Below are 19,291 nucleotides of genomic sequence, written 5' to 3' on the forward strand. Positions count from 1 at the left end.
CGACAAGGGTGCATATGGGGGGCACCCCATCCCCCCGCAAGGCTCGATGCCGCGGGCGGACTCAGGCGGCGCGGCGCGGACCCACGGTCTGGCGCGGGGCGAAGCTGTCGGCGTCGGCCGCATGCCACTCGGCGGCATAGGGTGTCTCGTCCGGCGCATCCAGAAGGGAACCCGCCTCAAGGAAGGTGTAGATGCGGTCGAGCGCCTTGACCTCGATGGGGCTGACCCGGTGCCAGACGTGATGGGGCAAGAGGTCGCCGGGATGCTCCAGCCCCGCCGCCGCGATCAGTTCCGCCAGCGCGTGCACCGTATGCCGGTGGAAGCTCGCCACCCGCTCCGCCTTCTCGTCCACGACGAGGCCGCGTTGCAGGTGAGGATCGTTGGTGGTGACGCCCGTCGGGCAGGTGCCGGTATGGCAGCGCATGGACATGACGCAGCCGAGCGAGAACATGAAGGCGCGGGCCGCGTTGCACCAGTCGGCACCGATGGCCATGTTCGCCGCCATGGAGAAGCCGGATGTGACCTTGCCTGAGGCGGCGAGGCGCACATTCTGCCGGAGCCCGGTGCCCACCAGTGCGTTGCGCATCAGAATGAGCCCTTCGCGCAGCGGCATGCCCAGATGGTCCGCGAGCTCGTGCGGCGCGGCGCCGGTGCCGCCCTCCGCCCCGTCCACCACGACGAAATCGGGCTGGATGCCCGTCTTCACCATGGCCTTGGCGAGGGCGAACACCTCGCTGGGATGGCCGACGCAGAGCTTGATGCCCACCGGCTTGCCGCCGGACAGCTCCCGCAATTGCGCGACGAATTCCATCATCTGCGCCGGCGTCGAAAAGGCGGAATGACGCGACGGCGAGATGCAGTCCTCGCCCAGCGGGATTCCCCGGATCTCGGCGATCTCCGGCGTCACCTTGGCGGCCGGCAGCACGCCGCCGTGACCCGGCTTGGCGCCTTGGGAGAGCTTGATCTCCACCATCTTCACCTGGGGGTCGGTCGCGCGCTCGGCGAAGCGCTCGGGCGAGAAGGTGCCATCGCGGTTGCGGGCGCCGAAATAGCCGGAGCCCAGCTCCCACACGATGTCGCCGCCGTGGATGCGGTGATAGGGCGACAGTCCGCCCTCGCCCGTGTCGTGATAGCAGCCGGCGGTCTTCGCCCCGAGGTTCAGCGCCTCGATGGCGTTGCGTCCCAGCGAGCCGAAGCTCATGGCGGAGACATTGAGAACTGAAGCGGAATAAGGCTTTGCGCAGGCGCTGCCGCCCACCGTCACCCGGAACGGCTCGTGCGCCACCGGCGCGGGGGCGAGGGAGTGGGTCATCCACTCATACTCGGCCGCATAGGTGTCGAGCTCGGTGCCGAAGGGCTGGCGGTCTTCCTCGTTCTTGGCCCGGGCGTAGATGATGGACCGGTCTTCACGGTTGTAGGGTCGCTCGGACTGGTCGTCCTCCATCAGATACTGCCGGAGATAGGGGCGCATCGCCTCGAAGATCCAGCGCACCGAGCCGATCACCGGGTAGTTGCGCAGGAGCGAGTGCTCGGACTGTGTGACGTCGAAAATCCCAACCAGAACAAGGGGAAAGAGCACGCAGAAGACGATGAGCCACGCCTGGTGGGAAGTGAAGGAGAGCAGGAGGCTGACGAGCGCGATCACCGTCACGGCGATGAACACGCTCCACCGCCGCAGCAACCCGCGGGCGCTGGAGGACATGAACAGGCCATCCGCACCGCCTTCGGGCTGGGGGGCGGACTTGTATTCGGGCTTGGTGGCGACGGGCATGGGCAGTCTCCTTCGCCGCCAAGCTAGTCGATTTGGCGCCGGAGGGGAGCACCGGCGCGATAAAAAAGACGCGTCGAATCAAAGGCATGAATGTGCGGTGCGGCATTGGCGATCCACCGCCCGCCGCACTGCACGCGTCTCAGGCCGGGGCGTCGGCGTGGCTGGCGAAGCTGTCGGCGAGGGCGCGCAGGCGCACGATCTGGTCAGGCAACTCGCGCCAGTAGCGGCGGTTCAGCTCCAGATTGACGATGGTGCCGGCCGGGAAGGCGCAGCGGCGGGCGACGAGGTCCCAGTCGATGCCGCCCCAGCCCAGCGGCAGGTGCAGGTCGCCCTCGCCGAGGCCGGCCCGCTCGGCATCGTCGATGGCCCAGCTTTCCTGAGGCCTGCCAAAGCTTTCGTGGACATGGACATGGCGGGCATAGGGGGCCAGAGCGGCGATTTCGGCGGCGAAATCCACCCGGGCGTCGGTGGACCGCAGGAGGGCGTGGCTCACGTCCAGGGTGGCGCGGACGTGGGGATGATCGATGGCGTCCAGCTCTCCGGCGAGGCGCGAGGGCAGCGCCGTCTCGCGCATGGTCTCGTAGCGGAAGATGTTTTCCACGCAAAGGGTTACACCTGCCACGCCGGCCTTGTCGCCGGCCTTGAGCAAGGCGTTGCGCTGCCGCTCATAGGCCATCGCCACATCATCGTCCCCCCGGACGCAGCCGGAGTGGAGGACGAGGTGGGGGGCGGAAAGTGAGCCGGCTATGGCGATCATGGCGTCCAGGAAGGCCTCGTGACGGGGGAGGCGCTCCTTCGGGGACATGAGATTGATGGCGAGCGGCCCGTGCACGGTATAGCCGAAGGGGCGGTCGCGGGTGGCGGCGACGAGCCGATCGAGGCGGTCCTGCAGCACCCGGCCGTCCACCACCAGCGTCCAGGCGAAGACGGGAAGCTCAACGAAATCAACGCCCAAGCGCTCGGCCTCATCGAGGGCGGCGGGCAGGTCGTCGAAGTCCGGCGACGTGGTTCGGATGGAATATCCGATGCCCCGGATGGCGGGAAAAGGCGTGCGCGCGTCCATGGGCGATGCTCCCTCGGGGATTTTTCGCCTCAGGCTAGCGAAGAGAAATGAGACGCCTGTGACAGCCGGCCGGCTGATCGAACTGTACAGAAGAATCGGCGGGGTTCAGCATCGATTCAGGTGGGGTATCGGTGCCATCAGGCACTGTCAGTCCCGAACACCCCCTCAGATACCACCATTCTCGTCAAGCGCGATCGCGCGTCCGTCCTCTTCCTCCGTGGCGAAGATGGTGGCGAGGAAGGCATCGAGCCAGCTCACCACCGCGCCGTCGTGCAGGGCCCATCCGGCGAGATGGGCCTCCCCTGGCTGGGCGCCCTTCCGGCTGAAGCGGTGGGCGCCGCGCTCGATCCAGGTCACCATCATCTCCCGCGTCACCTCGGGATGGAACTGGACGCCCCAGGCGGCCCCCGCCCGGAAGGCCTGGTTGGGGAAGACGGTGCCGGTGGCGAGCAGCTCGGCACCGGCGGGCACGTCGAAGCCCTCGGTGTGCCAGTGATAGACATGGCCCGGCCACGGCATCAGCGCGGCGCCGGCCGCGGTGGCACGGAGCGGGTAATAGCCCATCTCGCAGATGCCCTCGGCGTGGGGCGCCACCTGTCCGCCCAGCGCCCGGGCGAGGATCTGCGCGCCGAGGCAGATGCCGAGGGTGGGGAGGTCCGCGGCCAGCGCCCGCTCCATCAGCCGGGTCTCGGCGCGGATGAAGTCGCTGTCGTCATTGGCGCTCATGGGGCCGCCGAACACGAGGAGGCCGGCGTGGTTCGCGAACGTGTCCGGCAGGGGATCGCCCAGCGCCGGACGGCGCACGTCCAGCGCGAACCCGCGCGCCTTCAGGCGCTCGCCCACGCGGCCGGGCGTGGAGCGCTCCTGATGGAGCACCACCAGCAGGGTGCGCGGGTCGTCTTCCGGTGCGGCCACGACGCGCCCCCTCAGGCCGGCGTGTCGCCGCCTTCGGTCTCCTCGCGCACCTCGCGGCGGATGCGGATGCGGTCGCGGGAGCCGACGTTCAGAAGCTCGGCGGCGCGCCAGACGAGATTGTCCTCGAACTCGGAGAGGCCGCCGTCCGCATAGGCCACCTCGAACATCATCTCGACGATGCGCAGGCGGCCTTCCTCGTCCAGCGCCCGGTTGAGCACGCTGGTGAAGGCGTAGAGGTCCACCGCCTCGGCGTCCTTGGCGATGGCCAGCTCCACCAGCTGCTCGGTCTCGACCTCGTCGAGGGCGAAGCGGCCGGCGAGGATGGTCTTGAGCACCGCCCGCTCTTCCGGCGTCACCGCCCCGTCGATGGACATGACATGCACCAGCAGCGCCGCGGCGGCGAGGCGATAGTCGGTCTCGTCGAAGGCGGCGGCCTCGCGGTGGCCTCCGGTGATGTCGGAGATGAAGTCGGAGAGGGTGCGGAACATGCCTCTGGGTCCTGGGGCTCGGGCTCCTTTCGCCTGTGCCATGACGGCTGCGGCGGTGCAAGGGAGGAAGAAGGACCCGACCCGGAGGCCGCCCCTCAAGAGCCCGGAAACAGCTCCACGTGTGTCTCCGCGGTCCGGCCGAAATAGAGGGCACGGCGGCCGGGGAAGGAGACGATGTAGCCGGCGCAGCCGGCCGCCGCCGCCGTCTCGCAGAAGCCGCGATAGGTGTAGCCCGGCACCTGCTGCTGCGCCTCGCGGATCGCGGCCTTAAGGCGAGCGGTGTCGAAGGCGGGCGCGATGGCCGTCGCGACACGGTGGGCGGGCAGCTCCAGGCTGTCGCCGTCGGGCCGATAATAGGTCGCGGTGGCGCGGCGCAGATCCACCACGTAGCTCTCGAAGCCGGCGGCGATGAGCGCGCCCACGATCTCCGGAAAGATCATGGTGTCGCCCTCGGCGGCGGCAAGGCAGGCGCGGGCAACGGCCTTCTGGTCGTCGGTCATGGCTTCGCCCCAGGGCTCACTCGGCGGGAACAGCCGTCATGCTGCCGTGCCCGGCGGCCTGCCGCAACAGGCGCTCCGGCGTTTCCCGCTCCGCCGCCGTCGCGCCGGAGCCGTGGTCCGCTGAAGCCTATTCCGCCGGGGTCTTATTCCGCCGGCGTTTTGGACGCCGCCGCGCGGGCCTTGGCCTCGGCCTTCTCGGCCGCCGCCTGCTCCTTGCCGGCGATGCGCAGGCTCAGTTCGCGGGCGCCGAGCAGGGTCAGGGCGAAGGCGAAGGGCACGATGTAGTAGAACAGCCGGAACACCAGCAGCGCGCCCAGAAGCTCGGCCTTGTCGAACTGCGGCAGGGCGACGAGGAGCGCCGCATCGAACACCCCGAGCCCGCCCGGCGCGTGGCTGGCGAAGCCCAGCAGGGTGGCGGTGACGAAGATGACCGACAGGCTGATGGGGTCGATATAGGGCGACGCCGGCATCAGCATGTACATGGCGGCGGCGCACAGGCTGAGGTCGAGGATGCCGATGCCCACCTGCAGCAGCGTGGTGCGGCCGCGCGGCAGCGTGACGAACCAGGTGGAGCGGCCGATGGTGCGCGGCGCCAGCGACACCCAGGTGATGTAGGCCACCAGCGCGCTCAGGGCCGCGACGCCGATGAGCCGGTTGATGAAGGGCGGCAGCTGGTCCACGGCGGTGGCCGCCTCGGGGTGCAGCGTGATGCCGAGGCCGAGCACGGCGATGTTGCCGAGCCAGAAGGTGAGGCCGGCCACGAAGCAGATCTTCGCCACATCGATGGCGCCGAGCCCCCAGGCCGAATAGATGCGGTAGCGCACCGAGCCGCCGGTGAAGACGGTGAAGCCCACATTGTGCCCCACCGAATAGGAGCAGAAGCCGCACAGCGCCGCGATGCGATAGGGCACGTGGTCCTTGCCGATGGTGCGCAGGGCGAACCAGTCGTAGAAGGTGAGCGTCAGATAGGCACCGGCCACCAGGAAGAAGGCGATGGCGACGTCGCGCGGGTTCTTCTCGCGCAGGGCGTCGAGCACATCCGACCACTTGAGGTTGTGCAGCATCCGGTAGAGCACGGTCGCCGCGAAGGCGATCACGATCAGGCTCAGGATGAAGCCGAGGCCGTGCAGACCCACCCGCTCCTTGAAGAACGTCGATACTCTCACCGCCAGAGTGCGCGTACCCATATCGTCACCGTTCCCCCCGCCCGCGACGACCTCGGACGCCCCTGTTGTAGTTTGCTCCCCTGCCCTATGGGGAGCCTTTTTTTGCGGAGCATCGTTCGAAGCCAGGCCGTCTTGCGGTTCGTGATACACTGTAAGCCCTGCCTAAGGCTGGGATCGGACTGGCCGCCGGTGCCGGAGCGGATGCTCAGAGCTTCACCGGATAGCCGATCTCCACCGTCCGGGCACGCGGCAGGCCGAACCGGTCCACCGAACGCTCGGCATTGCGCGCGAGGAACGCGAAGACGTGGGCGACCACGTCCCTCAGCTTGATGACCTCGTCAGGCGGGATGATCCGCTCGTGGCCGATCACGTAGATCGCCGCGTCCGGATCGATGCCCCGCGCGCTCAGCGCCGGACCCAGCACAGACGGCACGTCGATCTGCTGCATGTAGCCGAAGCGCAGATCGACCCGCACGAACCCCTCATTGAGGGTGGTCACCTTGACCCGGTCTTCCACCGACACCCTGGGGCGGGCGGCGATCCAGACCGAGACGATAACCGCCTTCTCGAACCGGACCTTCAGCAGGTCTGCCATCCGGGAAAGCGCCACGGGCGTCATCGCACCTGCACGAGACAGAAAGATGGCAGTGCGCGGCGCCTCCACATCGTTCACCCGGTCCTTGCGGGCGACGAAATTGTCCAGCGGCTCGGTAAAGCGCACCTGCTGGGCCACCACCGCCTCGAGACCGCGGCGCCAGCTGACCATCACGAAGATGATGACCGCCGCGATAGAGAGCGGCAGCCAGCCGCCGTCATGGATCTTGGTCATGTTGGCGGAGGCGAAGGCGAAATCCACCGTCAGCAGGCCCGCCGCCATGGCCCACACCGCGAAGGAGGGCCAGCCCCACGCCCGCTTCACCTGGGCGATGAACAGGATGGAGGTCGTCACCATGGCGAACGCCACCGCGATGCCGTAGGCCGACGCCAGCCGGTCGGACGCCTCGAAGCCCAGCACCACGGCGATGCAGGCGATCATCAGCAGCCAGTTCAGCCGGCCCACATAGATGTGCTGCTCGTTATGCTCCGAGGTGTAGCGGATGCGCATGGGCGGCAGATAGCCCAGCTCGATGGCCTGCTTCGCCAGCGAGAACACGCCGGTGATGATGGATTGCGAGGCGATCACGGTCGCCGCCGTCGCGAGGAACAGCAGCGGAATGTCGAACATGTCGGGGCAGAGGTCGTAGAAGGGATTGCGGACCGCGCTCGGGTCCACCAGCAGGATCGCGCCCTGCCCGAAATAGTTGAGCAGCAGCGCCGGCATGGCCACGAACAGCCAGGCCCGCGCGATCACCGGCCGGCCGAAATGCCCGAGGTCCGCATAAAGCGCCTCGCCGCCCGTCACCGCCAGGAAGCAGGCGCCGAGGATGACGCCGGCAAGGCCGGGGTGCTGGACCATCAGCATGATGCCGTGGCGCGGATCAAGGCCCGCGATCACCTGCGGCGCCTGGAGGATGCCGTAGATGCCGAGCGCCGCCAGCGAGCCGAACCACAGCAGCATCACCGGGCCGAAGAATGAGGCGATGCGCTCGGTGCCGAGGCGCTGGGAGAAGAAGATGGCCGCCAGCACGAGGCAGGTGAGCGCCACCACCCAATGCTCCAGCTCCGGCGCGATGACCTGCAGGCCCTCGATGGCGGAGAGCACCGACATGGCCGGCGTGAGCACGCCGTCGCCGATGAGCATGGCAGCGCCGAGGAGGCCGGCTGCAAGCAAATACCATCTGAGGCCGATGGCGCTGCGATGGAGATCGAGCAGCGTCACAAGGGCGAGGATGCCGCCTTCGCCGTCATTGTCCGCCCTGAGCACGAGGAAGACGTACTTCACCGTGACGGAGAGGATGATGCTCCAGGTGATGAGGGAGAGCAGGCCGAGCACGTCGGCGCCGATGAAATTGGTGCCGCCCACCGCCAGCACGCCCTGCTTGAGGGCGTAGAGGGGGCTGGTGCCGATGTCGCCGAAGACGACGCCGAGGGCGCCGATCTCCGCAGCGAACGGCAGGGTGCGCGAACGGTCGCGGGAAAAGCTCGTGGACATGAAGGGCGGCTGCCTCTCAGCCGGGCGCGAACGTCAGGGGTGAGCGTGACGAACCGCGACCGGCGCTCCGGCCGGCGGGAGAATGCGCATCGCAACCGGATGCATCGCGCAGGAAGGCGCCTCGCGAGCGTCGCACGTAACCGTCCAAGGCCAAGCCCCCGCAACCAGCCCCCGCACATGCCCCGCTGCAGGTCTCCGCCCCGGTCGTCCCGAGGCCCGAACCCGCCCCCGCTCGGCGCCGGAAGCCTTCGCCCCGGAGCGCGGTATGCCCCGGATCGATCCGTTCCGACACCCCGCCGCATGGCGATCGCGGAACCGGCTTCCCGCGCGTTGCGGGTTCCCAACACCTATCCCCGTTCGCAGGTGAACACAATGCGGTGCCACACGGACCCCGCGCGAGGCCCCCAAACGCAGAACGCCGGCCCGAGGGCCGGCGTTCGCGAACATCAGGACAGACGCGGCGCGCCGCGCTCCATCGCGCAATCAGTAGCGGTAGTGCTCGGGCTTGAACGGGCCCTTCTGCGCCACGCCGATATAGGCCGACTGCTGATCGGTGAGCTTGGTGAGCTTCACGCCGATCTTGTCGAGGTGCAGCGCCGCCACCTTCTCGTCCAGCGACTTCGGCAGGGTGTAGACCTTCTTGTCGTACTGACCGGGCTTGGTGAACAGCTCGATCTGCGCCAGCGTCTGGTTGGTGAACGACGCCGACATCACGAAGCTCGGATGGCCGGTGGCGTTGCCGAGGTTCACGAGGCGCCCCTCGGACAGGAGGATGATGCGCTTGCCGTCGGCGAACTCGACCTCGTCCACCTGCGGCTTCACGTTGTGCCACTTCAGGTTCTTGAGGCCGGCCACCTGGATCTCGCTGTCGAAGTGGCCGATGTTGCAGACGATGGCGCGGTCCTTCATGGCCCGCATGTGGTCCACGGTGATCACGTCCAGATTGCCGGTGGCGGTCACGAAGATGTCGGCGCGCGTGGCGGCATCCTCCATGGTGGTGACCTCATAGCCTTCCATCGCCGCCTGCAGGGCGCAGATGGGATCGACCTCGGAGACCATCACGCGGCAGCCGGCATTGCGCAGCGAGGCGGCCGAGCCCTTGCCCACGTCGCCGAAGCCCGCGACCATGGCCACCTTGCCGGCCATCATCACGTCGGTGCCGCGGCGGATGCCGTCCACCAGCGATTCACGGCAGCCGTACAGGTTGTCGAACTTCGACTTGGTGACGCTGTCGTTCACGTTGATGGCGGGCCACAGCAGCGTGCCCTTCTTCTGCATCTCGTAGAGGCGATGCACGCCCGTGGTGGTCTCTTCCGTCACGCCCTGGATGTTCTTGGCGAGCTGCGAGTACCAGCCGTGCTTGTGCTTCAGGCGGCGCTTGATGGCGGCGAAGAGGACTTCCTCCTCCTCGTTGGTGGCGCCGTCGAGGAAGGCGGTGTCGCCCTCTTCCGCGCGCTTGCCGAGGTGGACGAGCAGCGTCGCGTCGCCGCCGTCGTCGAGGATCATGTTGGGGGTGCCGCCGTCCGCCCACTCGAAGATGCGGTGGGTGTACTCCCAGTACTCCTCCAGCGACTCGCCCTTGATGGCGAAGACGGGGGTGCCGGCGGCCGCGATGGCGGCCGCGGCATGGTCCTGGGTGGAGTAGATGTTGCACGAGGCCCAGCGCACGTCGGCGCCGAGCGCCTTCAGCGTCTCGATGAGCACGCCGGTCTGGATGGTCATGTGCAGCGAGCCGGCGATCCGGGCGCCCTTGAGCGGCTGCGAGGGACCGTATTCGGCGCGGGTGGCCATGAGGCCGGGCATCTCGATCTCGGCGATGTCCAGTTCCTTGCGGCCCCAGTCCGCGAGGTTGATGTCCTTCACCACGTAATCGTTGCTCATGGATCGCTCCGCTTGAGATCGGCTCGGGGCGGCACGGTCCGGGCCGCCGGTCATGGCGCGCCCTTTAGCATGGCGGGTCCGGACGGGCAATAAGGATATAAAGAAATGCTTATATGACCCTGTCACGACGCTGCGCAAAGCGGCGCCGCGCAACGCCTCGCAAGTCGGCGCCCAGCAGACCTCCAGTCGTGCCCCAAGTCGCCGTCTGCCGCCGGCCAAGGTAAGGTTGGCGACACACGCGCTTTGATTCCGACAAAAAATGTGATATACGTGACTTTACAGTCGATTGCTTCCACATCCAGCCACATCGCGTCCGCAATGTGTTCGCGCATATTCCAGGGCGCATTCTCGGGAACAAAGGGGCGAGAATAGGTGCCGGCCGTCTTCCTGCGGCGCGGCGCAAAGGCTGTCTGTGTATCGTCTGGCAGAGCGGGGTGGCGGGCGTTCCGGCCGCGACCCATATCCGCAGCTGAAGGTGCGCGCCGTTGCCGGGACCGGACCGGCCGGCCGGCGCACCAACAGGTTCGGCCCCGGTTTTCCAGGGCCGGATCAGGAGTGTCAAGAGCATGTCGGCAAAGAAGAACGCGCAGGCCCGTCTCGGCTTCAAGACGGGCGAGCACATTGTTTACCCGTCCCATGGTGTTGGCCGTATCATGGCCATCGAGGAACAGGAAGTCGCCGGTTTCAAGCTCGAACTCTTCGTGATCTCGTTTGAAAAGGACAAGATGACGCTGCGGGTGCCCCTCGCCAAGATCGCCAGCGTCGGCATGCGCAAGCTTTCCGAGACCAACATCGTCGAGAAGTCGCTCGAGACCCTGCAGGGCCGCGCCCGCGTCAAGCGCACCATGTGGAGCCGCCGCGCGCAGGAATACGAAGCGAAGATCAATTCCGGCGACCTCGTCGCCATCTCCGAGGTGGTGCGCGACCTCTACCGCTCCGAGGCCCAGCCCGAGCAGTCCTATTCCGAGCGCCAGCTCTACGAGGCCGCCCTTGACCGCATGGCCCGCGAGCTGTCGGCCGTGCAGAACATCACCGAGACCGAGGCGGTGAAGCTCATCGAGCAGAACCTCCTCAAGGGTCCGCGCCGCGGCGCCGCCAAGGTGGCCGAGGAAGCCGACATCGACCAGGACATGGAAGCCGAAGAGGCCGCCTGAGCGTCCAGCATCTGGCGTTCTGGGTCCAGTTTTACACGGCGAGCGACAGGAACCCGGCGTCAAGCCGGGTTCTTTTTTGAAACGACACACCCGGCTTCGGCCGGGTTCTTTTTTGCCGGGGCGGGAGCGCCGCGGCGGCCGGATCAAGTTTTCGCGCGGCAGCCCCGCCGGGGTGTACGCGGCCTTCCGGCACGCTATGATGGCAGCGCTGAGCAGGCGGGGGCGCCGGCATGGAGACGTTTCATGCTCCCTCACGTCCGCGATCGGCAACATCCCAAACAAGATCAAGAAAGCCCCGCCGGGGTCCGGCGCGTCTGCACCTGCGGGCGCGGAGGCCGGGCTGCGCGCGCGGCACCGAGCAAGGAGGTCAACGTGACGCCAAGACCCAGCAGCGGCGCGATCTGCGTCGGGCTGTGACCCGTGCGGCGCGGCGGGGTCTCCCGCCGGCGCGGCCGAAGCTCCCCGGCTGTCGTCTTCCCCGGACGGCAGCCGGATTCATGTCGGGGCCAGCTCAGCGCGGTTCCAGCGCGATTTCCCACACATGCGGCCAGCACTTGCCGGTGACGAGCAGGTGGCCGGTGGCGGGATCGAAGGCGATGCCGTTCAGCACATAGGGATAGACCAGCTTCGCCGGATCGGGATTAAGGCCCGACAGGTCGATCCAGCCGAGCATCTTCCCGTCCGCCGGATCGATGATGGCGATGAAATGGCTCTGCCAGACATTGGCGTAGAGCTTGCCGTCCGCATATTCCAGCTCATTGAGGAAGCCCAGCGGCGCCACCGCGTCGGAGACGAAGAGGGTGCGCACCCGCTCGAAGGTGGCGGGATCGCGGAAGACGATGGAGGACGAGCCGTTGCTGGTGATGAGGTGGGTGCCGTCATGGGTCATCCCCCACCCCTGCTCGGTGTAGCGGAAGGCGCCGATCCGCTCGAACGTCTTGCGGTCGTAGACGTAGGCGTGATTGTCGAGATAGGTGAGCTGGTAGATGCGCTCGCCCATCACCGTCACGCCTTCGCCGAAGACGTTGGGGTCCAGCGCCCGCTCGCGCAGCACCTGCCCGCTCTTGAGGTCCCACGCGATCAGCCGCGAGCGGCCGTAGAGGCCGGTGCCCTCATAGATGGTGCCGCCCTCCAGCACGAAACCCTCCGTATAGGAGGAGGTGTCATGCGGATGCACCTTCACCACGCGGTAGCGGTAGACGGGGATGGCGCTCTGCCCCAGCACCCGCTCGGAGGTGAGCTGGATGGGGCCGTGGGTGGGCGGCTCGCCGGTGGATGACTGCTCGCCCGCCGCACGGGCACGGCCGGCGGCCAGCGCCGCCAGGCCAAGCCCGGCCATGCCCTTCACGACGGACCGCCGTCCGATCACGCCCTGCCCGATCCTGCCCTGCCCGGTCATTGGCGCCGCCCCCCGTGTTGGTGTTGGCGGCATGGTCGGCGCGCGCCGCGCCGGGCGTCAAGCTCAAGCCGTCAGACGCCCGCCGCCCCGCCATCCGCGCGCGGATCGTGGGCGCCTTCGAGCTGTCCGCTGGGGTGGATCACTACGCCGCCGGCATGGCCCATGGTGTCGGAGTAGGCTTCCGGCAGCACCACCAGCTCGTGCCCCACCGACAGCAGGCGATCGACGAGATTGCCGTCGAAGCGGGATTCGAGCTTCAGATTGGTCTCCTGGTCGCCCCAGGTGCGGCCCAGCAGCCAGCGCGGCCGGGCGATGGCCTCGCCCAGCGGCACGCCGAACAGCGCGTGGCGGGTGAACACCGCCGCCTGCGTCTGCGGCTGCCCCTCGCCGCCCATGGTGCCGTAGGCGAGGATGCGCCCGTCGGCGAGTTCGGCGAGGGCGGGATTGAGGGTGTGGAAGGGCCGACGGCCCGGCAGCAGCGGGTTGAGAGCCTTCGGATCGAGCACGAAGCTGCAACCGCGGTTCTGCATCAGCACGCCGGTGGAGGGCAGCACGCAGCCGGAGCCGAACTCGAAATAGATGGACTGAATGTAGGACACCGCCAGCCCCGAGGCGTCGGCCGTGCCCATCCAGATGGTATCGCCGGGCTTCGCCTCGTGCGGCCAGGCCAGCGCCCGCCCCATGTCGATCTTCGCCGCCCGCTGCGCCAGCGCCTTGGGATCGAGGAAGGCGGCGGGATCGTGCGGCAGGTGCTCAGGATCGCACACCACCTGCTGGCGCACCAGAAACGCGCGCTTGGTGGCTTCCACCAGCCCATGGATGTGCTCGAACGTCTCCGCCCGCGCCACCTTGAGCTGGTCGAACAGGCCGAGAATGAGGAGGGAGGCGAGACCCTGGGTCGGCGGCGGGGCGTTGAACAGGCGGGCGCGGCCGATCTTCATCTCCAGCGGCGGGCGCTCGCGGGCGCTGTAGCGCTCGAGATCGGCGCGGGTGACGGGGCTGCCGATGCGCTCCAGGTCCGACGCCATCTCGCGGCCCACGTCGCCACGATAGAAATCGGCGAGGCCGGCGGCGGCGAGGTGGTCCAGCGTATCGGCGAGGCGCGGCTGGCGCTGCAGCGTGCCCTCCTCCGGCACTTCGCCGCCGGGCAGGAACACCTCGGCGAAGCCGGGCGCTTTCTCCAGTTCCGCCCGCTTCTCGCGGGTGAGCCGCGTCTGGGAGCGCGTCACCGGCACGCCCTCGCGGGCGAAGCGGATGGCCGGCTCCAGCAGCCGGCGCAGGGTCATCCGCCCGCCATGGCCGCGCGCCGCATCCAGCGCCAGCGCCCAGCCGCCCACCGCGCCAGGCACGGTGACGGCGGCGTTCGGGCCGCGGGTGGGGATCGTCTCGAAGCCGAGGTCGTGGTAGCGGGCGATGGTGGCGAGGCTGCCGGCGAAGCCGCACGCCTCGATATAGCGCACCCGCCCGGACGGCTCGCGGATGAGCCAGAAGCCGTCGCCGCCCACATGGTTCATGTGCGGATAGACCACGGCGATGGCCGCCGCCGCCGCGATCATGGCCTCGACGGCGTTGCCGCCCTCGGCCAGCACCTCCTGCCCCGCCGCGGCGGCCAGGTGATGGGGCGCGGCAACGATGCCGCGGGCGGCGTGGGTGCTTTCATACTCTTCAGCGGCCAGCATGAGGCTCCTCGGGGGCAGGACGGGAGGGAGGACAGGAGCGCCGGACTTGACCCGGCGCCGCGCCCAGCGCAGTTTCCGCCCCTTATAGAGCAGCGGCCGGCGAAAGACTCCAGTGTCCGACGCCCGCCGCGCGGTTTGGCGTGATCGCGCCGGACGGTATCGGGAGACTGGAATGGCGGGTTTGGGCAAGACGGGGGGCGGCAGCCTGTTCACCGTGGTGAGCGCCACGACGCTGGTTGCCACCCAGGCCATTGCCACCGCCATCGCCGCCGGCTGGGCCCTGGCCGGCCTGATGCACCTCGGCGACATCGGCGAATACGCCCTGATGGCGCTGTTCAGCCTCGCCGCCCTCTATATCTCAGTGAAGTACTTCCGCCGCGCCCATGCGGTGGAGATGTCGCTGAACTGAGCCGCCTCACGGCTGCCAGCGCGTCACCACGTCCGCAAGCGCCGGGCGCGGGCGGTCGTCCGGGCGCGTCGCCGGCCGGCCGATATGGATGAAGCCGGCCACCTTCTCCCCCGCCCCGACCCCCAGCAGCGCCGCCGCCGCAGGGTCACGCCCCGGCCACTTCAGCAGCCACAGCGCGGAAAAGCCCAGCGCCGTCGCCGCCACCACGAGATTCATCGCCGCCGCCCCGGCGGAGAGAATCTGGTTCAGCTCGGGGATCTTGGCGGCCGGGTCCGCCCGGCTGACCACCACCACGGTCACGGGCGCCCGCATCAGATAGTCCCGCCACATGCGCGCCTTGTCCGGCGCGAGGCCCGGATTCTGCGCGGCATAGAGCGCATCGAGCCGCGCCCCGGCCGCTTCGCGCGCCGCCCCCTCGATGACGATGAAGCGCCACGGCACCAGCCGGCCATGGTCCGGCACTCGCGCGGCGATGGCGAGCATGCGGTCCAGCTCCTGCGGCGTCGGGCCGGGGTCGAGCAGCGCCCGCAGCGGCAGGGAGCGGCGTGTCTCCAGCAGGTCCAGCGTCCCGGGGGAGACCGGCACATCCGCCAGCGGCGCCTCATAGGCCACCGCCGCGCCATGGCCGTGCGGGGGCGATGCGGCCTCACGGCCGGGGGATCGGGATTCGGCGGCTTCGGCCATGGCGGCCTCCTGAAGGGCAGGCGCGGGAACGGCCTATGGGGCGCCCACTTGAGTCCCCATGAATAGATGCACCGCCGCAAAATAGAACGAGGTACAATCGAACTAGAAGTCTTCGCGTCGCCGCCGGGGGCGCCCATCACCTGCCGAACGGGCGGGTCCGGCCAGCCGGGACCCCCGCGCGAGATGCTGCGCAACAATCTCGCCGCGCCATCGCCCAACATTCATGTACCAAAGCGGGAGAGATGTGTTAGTCTGGATGTTGGTCGGAGCCGTGCGCCCGAGTGCGTGGGCATGTTTTCCGACCTGTCATATAGGCTGCGAGGCGAGACGCGGGTGGCTGGAACAGGCGTTGTGCGAAGGCGGAATTTAATACGCCCGAAGCGTGCAAGTTAAAGTGTGGCACGAAGAAACGCATCATTGTCCGGCAGTGGTGGATGGCCCTAAGCCAAAATTGGCGACTGACCTCAACGGAAATACACATGAGCCGTAACCGAGACTTCCGAGAGCCGCGCCGCCGTGGCTTTGATGACGACTTTGCGCCGCCGCGTGACCGCGGCTTCGGAGGGGATCGTCCTTTTTCCTCGCCCAGCAGCAGCTTCAGCGCCCCCGCCCCCTCCGGCCCGACCATCGACGCCACGGTGAAGTGGTTCAACCCTGAGAAGGGTTTCGGCTTCGTCGAGCTGTCCGACGGTTCGGGTGACGTGTTCCTGCACGCCCGCGCCCTCGAGGCCGCCGGCCAGGAAAGCGTGCCCCCCGGCTCCAAGCTGTCGGTGCGCGTCGGCCAGGGCCAGAAGGGCCGTCAGGTCACTGAAGTGCTCGAAGTCGACACCTCGACCGCGGAAGCCGCTCCGGCCCGCCGCAGCTTCGGCGACCGTGCCGGCGGCGGTGGTTTCGGCGGTGGTGGCGGCTTCGGCGGCGCCCCCCGCGCGGGTGGTGGCCCCCGTGCCGCGACCGGCCCCACCGAAGAGCGCGTGGGCACCGTGAAGTGGTACAACCCCGAGAAGGGCTTCGGCTTCATCGCGGTTGAGGGCGGCGGCAAGGACGTGTTCGTGCACGTCACCGTCATCTCCCGTTCCGGCCTCAGCGACCTCGCCGAGGGCCAGCGCGTGGTGGTGCAGGTGGGTCAGGGCCCCAAGGGTCCCGAAGCCCGCGGCATCGAGCTCGCCGACTGATCTCGCAGATCCCTTTGCCGCCGGCCGGTTCGTCCGGGCGGCGGTGAAGAGCAATGCAACCAGCGGTGCCGGGCGCAAGCGCGGCGCCGTTTCCGTTTTTGCAGTTTCCGTTCCGCAGGCGCAGCCTGGGAGCGATGCCGGAGTTCAATACCACCATGGCGCAACAGGCCGAGGCTGACCTCGCAAGCCTTCTCGATCGCCTCAAGGCGGCCCAGCGCGAGCTGGTCCTCACCGCAGCCAAGGGCTCCACCCTTCCCTCCGATGGCATGCTGCGCAAGATTTCCGAGCTGGAAGGGGCCATCGCGGCCACCGAAGCCCTCATGCAGGAAGAAGGCGTGCGGCGCTGAGCCGCCCGGCCACCGGTCCGTGATCCTCCCCGAATCCGCTGCGAGTTGCCCCGGCTAACGGCCGGGTGGACCTTGGCCGCGCGAGCCTGTAGCGTGCACCGCAACAAAAGGGCGGGGCGGAAAGGCACGGGTCGGGATGCTGGCGCACAGCACGGGCGCATCGGGATCAGGCGCAGTTTCCAGCGAATACGAGCGTTCCAGCGCCTATGAGCGCCGGCGCCGCGCTTTCCTCTGGATGGTGCCGGAGCGCTACAATATGGCGGTGCACGCCTGCGATGCGATCGCGGCGCAGCATCCGGACCGTCCCGCGCTCTTCCTGCCCTCGGGCGACGGCTTCTCCCCGGTCTCCTACGGCGCGCTGGCGCGGCTCTCCAACCGGCTGGCCCATGCGCTCGTGGCATCCGGCATCCGGCCCGGCGACCGGGTGGCCATTCTGCTCCCCCAGTCGCTGGAAGTGCTCGTCACCCATCTCGCCGTCTACAAGATGGGCGCCATCGCGGTGCCGCTGGCCGGCGCGTTCGGCGTGGATGCCATCGCCTACCGCCTTCTGGATTCCGGCGCCCGCGCCCTCGTCACCGACGATGCCGGCCTCGCCAAGCTCATCGCGCGGCCCGAGGCGCTTGATCTCGTGGTCAATGTGGACGGCGCGCGCGACGGCGCCGTCGGCTTCTCCGCTCTAGTGGAGGCGGCCTCCGACCGCCCGCTTCCCATCGCCTCCGGCCCGGACGATCCGGCGCTGATGATCTACACCTCCGGCACCACCGGCCAGCCCAAGGGCGCGCTGCACGGTCACCGGGTGCTGTTCGCCCATGTGAGCGGCGTCACCTTCACCCATGAGGGCATCGGGCAGGCGGGCGACCGCATGTGGACGCCCTCCGACTGGGCCTGGGCCGGCGGGCTCCTGAACACCGTTCTGCCGGCGCTGGCGCTGGGCGTGCCTGTGGTGGCGCAGCCGCGCGGCAAGTTTGATCCCGAAGCCGCCTTCGCGCTGATGAAGCGCGCCGAGGTGCGCAACGTCTTCATCCCGCCCACCGCGCTCAGGATGATGCGGCAGGTGCAGAATCCGCGCGAAAAGTTCGGCTTCGCGCTGCGCACGGTGGGCTCGGCCGGCGAGGCTTTGGGCGCGGAGACGTTCGAGTGGGGCCGCGAGGCCCTTGGCGTGCCGGTGAACGAATTCTACGGCCAGACCGAATGCAACTACGTCATCGGCTCCTCGGCCGCGCTGGGCGTGGCCAAGGCGGGCGCCACCGGCAAGGCGGTGCCCGGCCACGATGTGGCGGTGCTGGGCGAGGACGGGCGCATCCTGCCGCCCGGCCAGATGGGCCAGATCGCCGTGCGCACGCCCGACCCGGTGATGTTCCTCACCTACTGGAACCGCCCCGAGGCCACCGCCGACAAGGTGAAGGACGGTTGGCTGCTCACCGGCGATCTCGCGACGCGGGACGAGGAGGGCTATTTCCACTTCCTCGGCCGCGACGACGACGTCATCACCTCGGCCGGCTACCGCATCGGCCCGGCGGAGATCGAGGACGTGCTGCTGAAGCACCCCGCCGTCGCCATGGCCGCCGCCGTGGGCAAGAAGGACCCGCTGCGCACGGAGATCGTCAAGGCGGTCATCGTGCCCATGCCCGGCGTGGAGCCCACGCCGGAGCTGGAGGCGGAGATCCGCGACTTCGTGCGCACGCGCCTCGCCGCCTACGAATATCCCCGCGAGATCCAGTTCGTGGACGAACTGCCGCTCACCACCACCGGCAAGGTCATCCGCCGGATGCTGCGCGACTAACGCCTATGCCTTGTACTGCTTCGCCAGCGCCTCGGCGCCGCGGGCGAACAAAGCGGCATCCACCCCCACGGCGGTGAACACCGAGCCGGCCGCCATGTAGCGACGGGCCAAAGCCTCGTCGCCCACCACCAGCACGCCGCCGCGATTGCCGGCGGCCCGGATGCGCCTCAGCCCGTCCTCGATGGCCTCCACCACCTTCGGGTGGGTGGGCTGATGCAGCAGGCCCATGGAGGCGGAGAGGTCGCCGGGGCCGATGAAGATGCCGTCCACGCCCGGCACGGCGGCGATCTCCTCCACCTTCTCCAGCGCTTCCATGGTCTCCACCTGCACCAGCACGCACATCTCGTCGGCATAGCGGGTGAAGTAATCGCCGATGCGGCCGAAGCGGGTGGCGCGGGAGGCCACCGCATAGCCGCGGATGCCATCCGGCGGATAGCGCGTCGCCGCCACCGCCGCGCGCGCCTCCTCGGCGTCCTGCACCATGGGGATGAGGAAGCTCTGGGTGCCGATGTCGAGGAAGCGCTTCAGCGTCACCGCATCGTTCCACGGCACCCGCACCACCGGCTGGGTGGCGTAGCCCACCATGGACTGGAGCTGGTTGAACACGTTGGGCAGCTCGTTGGGCGCATGCTCGGTGTCCAGCACCAGCCAGTCGAAGCCCGCTCCGGCGAGGATCTCCGAGACATAATTGGAGGGCACGGCGCACCACAGGCCGATCTGCTGGGTGCCGGCATGGAGCGCGCGCTTGAACGGGTTCTCGGGCAGTTGCATGGCGTTTCCTTGGGGGG

Annotated in this window: 17 protein-coding genes; 5 read left to right on the forward strand and 12 right to left on the reverse strand. The window is 68.7% G+C overall.

Features of this window, described 5'->3' with window-relative positions; all coding sequences use genetic code 11:
• Nucleotides 1-61: 61 nt before the first annotated feature.
• The 8 genes from ACE3QW_RS17685 to ahcY form a co-directional block, all read right to left on the reverse strand.
• Nucleotides 62-1,771 (reverse strand): FMN-binding glutamate synthase family protein, encoded by a 1,710-nt coding sequence (locus ACE3QW_RS17685; RefSeq protein ID WP_250165388.1) that lies wholly within the window; start codon nt 1,769-1,771, stop codon nt 62-64.
• Between the two features lie 139 nt (nt 1,772-1,910).
• Nucleotides 1,911-2,834 (reverse strand): sugar phosphate isomerase/epimerase, encoded by a 924-nt coding sequence (locus tag ACE3QW_RS17690; RefSeq protein WP_029556175.1) that lies wholly within the window; start codon nt 2,832-2,834, stop codon nt 1,911-1,913.
• A gap of 165 nt (nt 2,835-2,999) precedes the next feature.
• On the reverse strand, nt 3,000-3,749 hold the full coding sequence (locus tag ACE3QW_RS17695) for a glutamine amidotransferase (protein ID WP_374252877.1): 750 nt from the start codon (nt 3,747-3,749) through the stop codon (nt 3,000-3,002).
• Nucleotides 3,750-3,760: 11 nt separating this feature from the next.
• Nucleotides 3,761-4,237, reverse strand: coding sequence for a TerB family tellurite resistance protein (locus tag ACE3QW_RS17700; protein WP_029556177.1), 477 nt, complete (start codon nt 4,235-4,237; stop codon nt 3,761-3,763).
• A 95-nt stretch (nt 4,238-4,332) separates the two neighbouring features.
• On the reverse strand, nt 4,333-4,737 hold the full coding sequence (locus tag ACE3QW_RS17705) for a DUF1398 domain-containing protein (RefSeq protein WP_374252879.1): 405 nt from the start codon (nt 4,735-4,737) through the stop codon (nt 4,333-4,335).
• Between the two features lie 143 nt (nt 4,738-4,880).
• Entirely contained in the window at nt 4,881-5,924 is a 1,044-nt protein-coding gene (locus ACE3QW_RS17710) for a lysylphosphatidylglycerol synthase domain-containing protein (protein WP_250165392.1), read from the reverse strand.
• 184 nt (nt 5,925-6,108) lie between these two features.
• A complete protein-coding gene (locus ACE3QW_RS17715) occupies nt 6,109-7,995 on the reverse strand; it encodes a potassium transporter Kup (RefSeq protein ID WP_029556180.1) in 1,887 nt (628 codons plus the stop codon).
• A gap of 483 nt (nt 7,996-8,478) precedes the next feature.
• Nucleotides 8,479-9,876, reverse strand: coding sequence for an adenosylhomocysteinase (gene ahcY, locus ACE3QW_RS17720; RefSeq protein WP_029556181.1), 1,398 nt, complete (start codon nt 9,874-9,876; stop codon nt 8,479-8,481).
• 566 nt (nt 9,877-10,442) lie between these two features.
• On the opposite strand from ahcY, the gene ACE3QW_RS17725 reads away from it, so the two are divergent.
• A complete protein-coding gene (locus ACE3QW_RS17725; RefSeq protein ID WP_024276699.1) occupies nt 10,443-11,030 on the forward strand; it encodes a CarD family transcriptional regulator in 588 nt (195 codons plus the stop codon).
• Nucleotides 11,031-11,541: 511 nt separating this feature from the next.
• On the opposite strand, the gene ACE3QW_RS17730 is transcribed toward ACE3QW_RS17725, so the two are convergent.
• Complete coding sequence (locus ACE3QW_RS17730) at nt 11,542-12,429, reverse strand: glutaminyl-peptide cyclotransferase (RefSeq protein ID WP_374252883.1); 888 nt, start codon at nt 12,427-12,429, stop codon at nt 11,542-11,544.
• Nucleotides 12,430-12,500: 71 nt separating this feature from the next.
• Nucleotides 12,501-14,108, reverse strand: a complete 1,608-nt coding sequence (locus ACE3QW_RS17735; RefSeq protein ID WP_374252885.1) for a gamma-glutamyltransferase family protein — start codon at nt 14,106-14,108, stop codon at nt 12,501-12,503.
• A 172-nt stretch (nt 14,109-14,280) separates the two neighbouring features.
• On the opposite strand from ACE3QW_RS17735, the gene ACE3QW_RS17740 reads away from it, so the two are divergent.
• Nucleotides 14,281-14,517: a hypothetical protein gene (locus ACE3QW_RS17740; protein ID WP_250165396.1), complete on the forward strand. Its 237-nt coding sequence runs from the start codon at nt 14,281-14,283 to the stop codon at nt 14,515-14,517.
• A 6-nt stretch (nt 14,518-14,523) separates the two neighbouring features.
• Here the strand turns inward: ACE3QW_RS17740 and ACE3QW_RS17745 are convergent, their stop codons facing one another.
• Complete coding sequence (locus tag ACE3QW_RS17745) at nt 14,524-15,201, reverse strand: nitroreductase family protein (protein WP_374252887.1); 678 nt, start codon at nt 15,199-15,201, stop codon at nt 14,524-14,526.
• Between the two features lie 479 nt (nt 15,202-15,680).
• Here ACE3QW_RS17745 and ACE3QW_RS17750 point away from each other — a divergent pair, with 479 nt between their 5' ends.
• The 3 genes from ACE3QW_RS17750 to ACE3QW_RS17760 all read left to right on the forward strand — a co-directional run bounded on the left by ACE3QW_RS17750 (nt 15,681) and on the right by ACE3QW_RS17760 (nt 18,503).
• Entirely contained in the window at nt 15,681-16,373 is a 693-nt protein-coding gene (locus tag ACE3QW_RS17750; RefSeq protein ID WP_029556186.1) for a cold-shock protein, read from the forward strand.
• A gap of 134 nt (nt 16,374-16,507) precedes the next feature.
• Nucleotides 16,508-16,720 (forward strand): hypothetical protein, encoded by a 213-nt coding sequence (locus tag ACE3QW_RS17755; RefSeq protein ID WP_024276694.1) that lies wholly within the window; start codon nt 16,508-16,510, stop codon nt 16,718-16,720.
• A gap of 235 nt (nt 16,721-16,955) precedes the next feature.
• Nucleotides 16,956-18,503, forward strand: a complete 1,548-nt coding sequence (locus tag ACE3QW_RS17760; RefSeq protein ID WP_374252908.1) for an AMP-binding protein — start codon at nt 16,956-16,958, stop codon at nt 18,501-18,503.
• A gap of 3 nt (nt 18,504-18,506) precedes the next feature.
• Here ACE3QW_RS17760 and ACE3QW_RS17765 read toward each other — a convergent pair whose 3' ends face one another.
• Nucleotides 18,507-19,274, reverse strand: coding sequence for an aldolase/citrate lyase family protein (locus ACE3QW_RS17765; protein WP_374252889.1), 768 nt, complete (start codon nt 19,272-19,274; stop codon nt 18,507-18,509).
• Nucleotides 19,275-19,291 lie beyond the last annotated feature (17 nt).

The sequence above is a fragment of the Xanthobacter sp. genome, assembly GCF_041911315.1.
GTDB lineage: Bacteria > Pseudomonadota > Alphaproteobacteria > Rhizobiales > Xanthobacteraceae > Xanthobacter > Xanthobacter aminoxidans.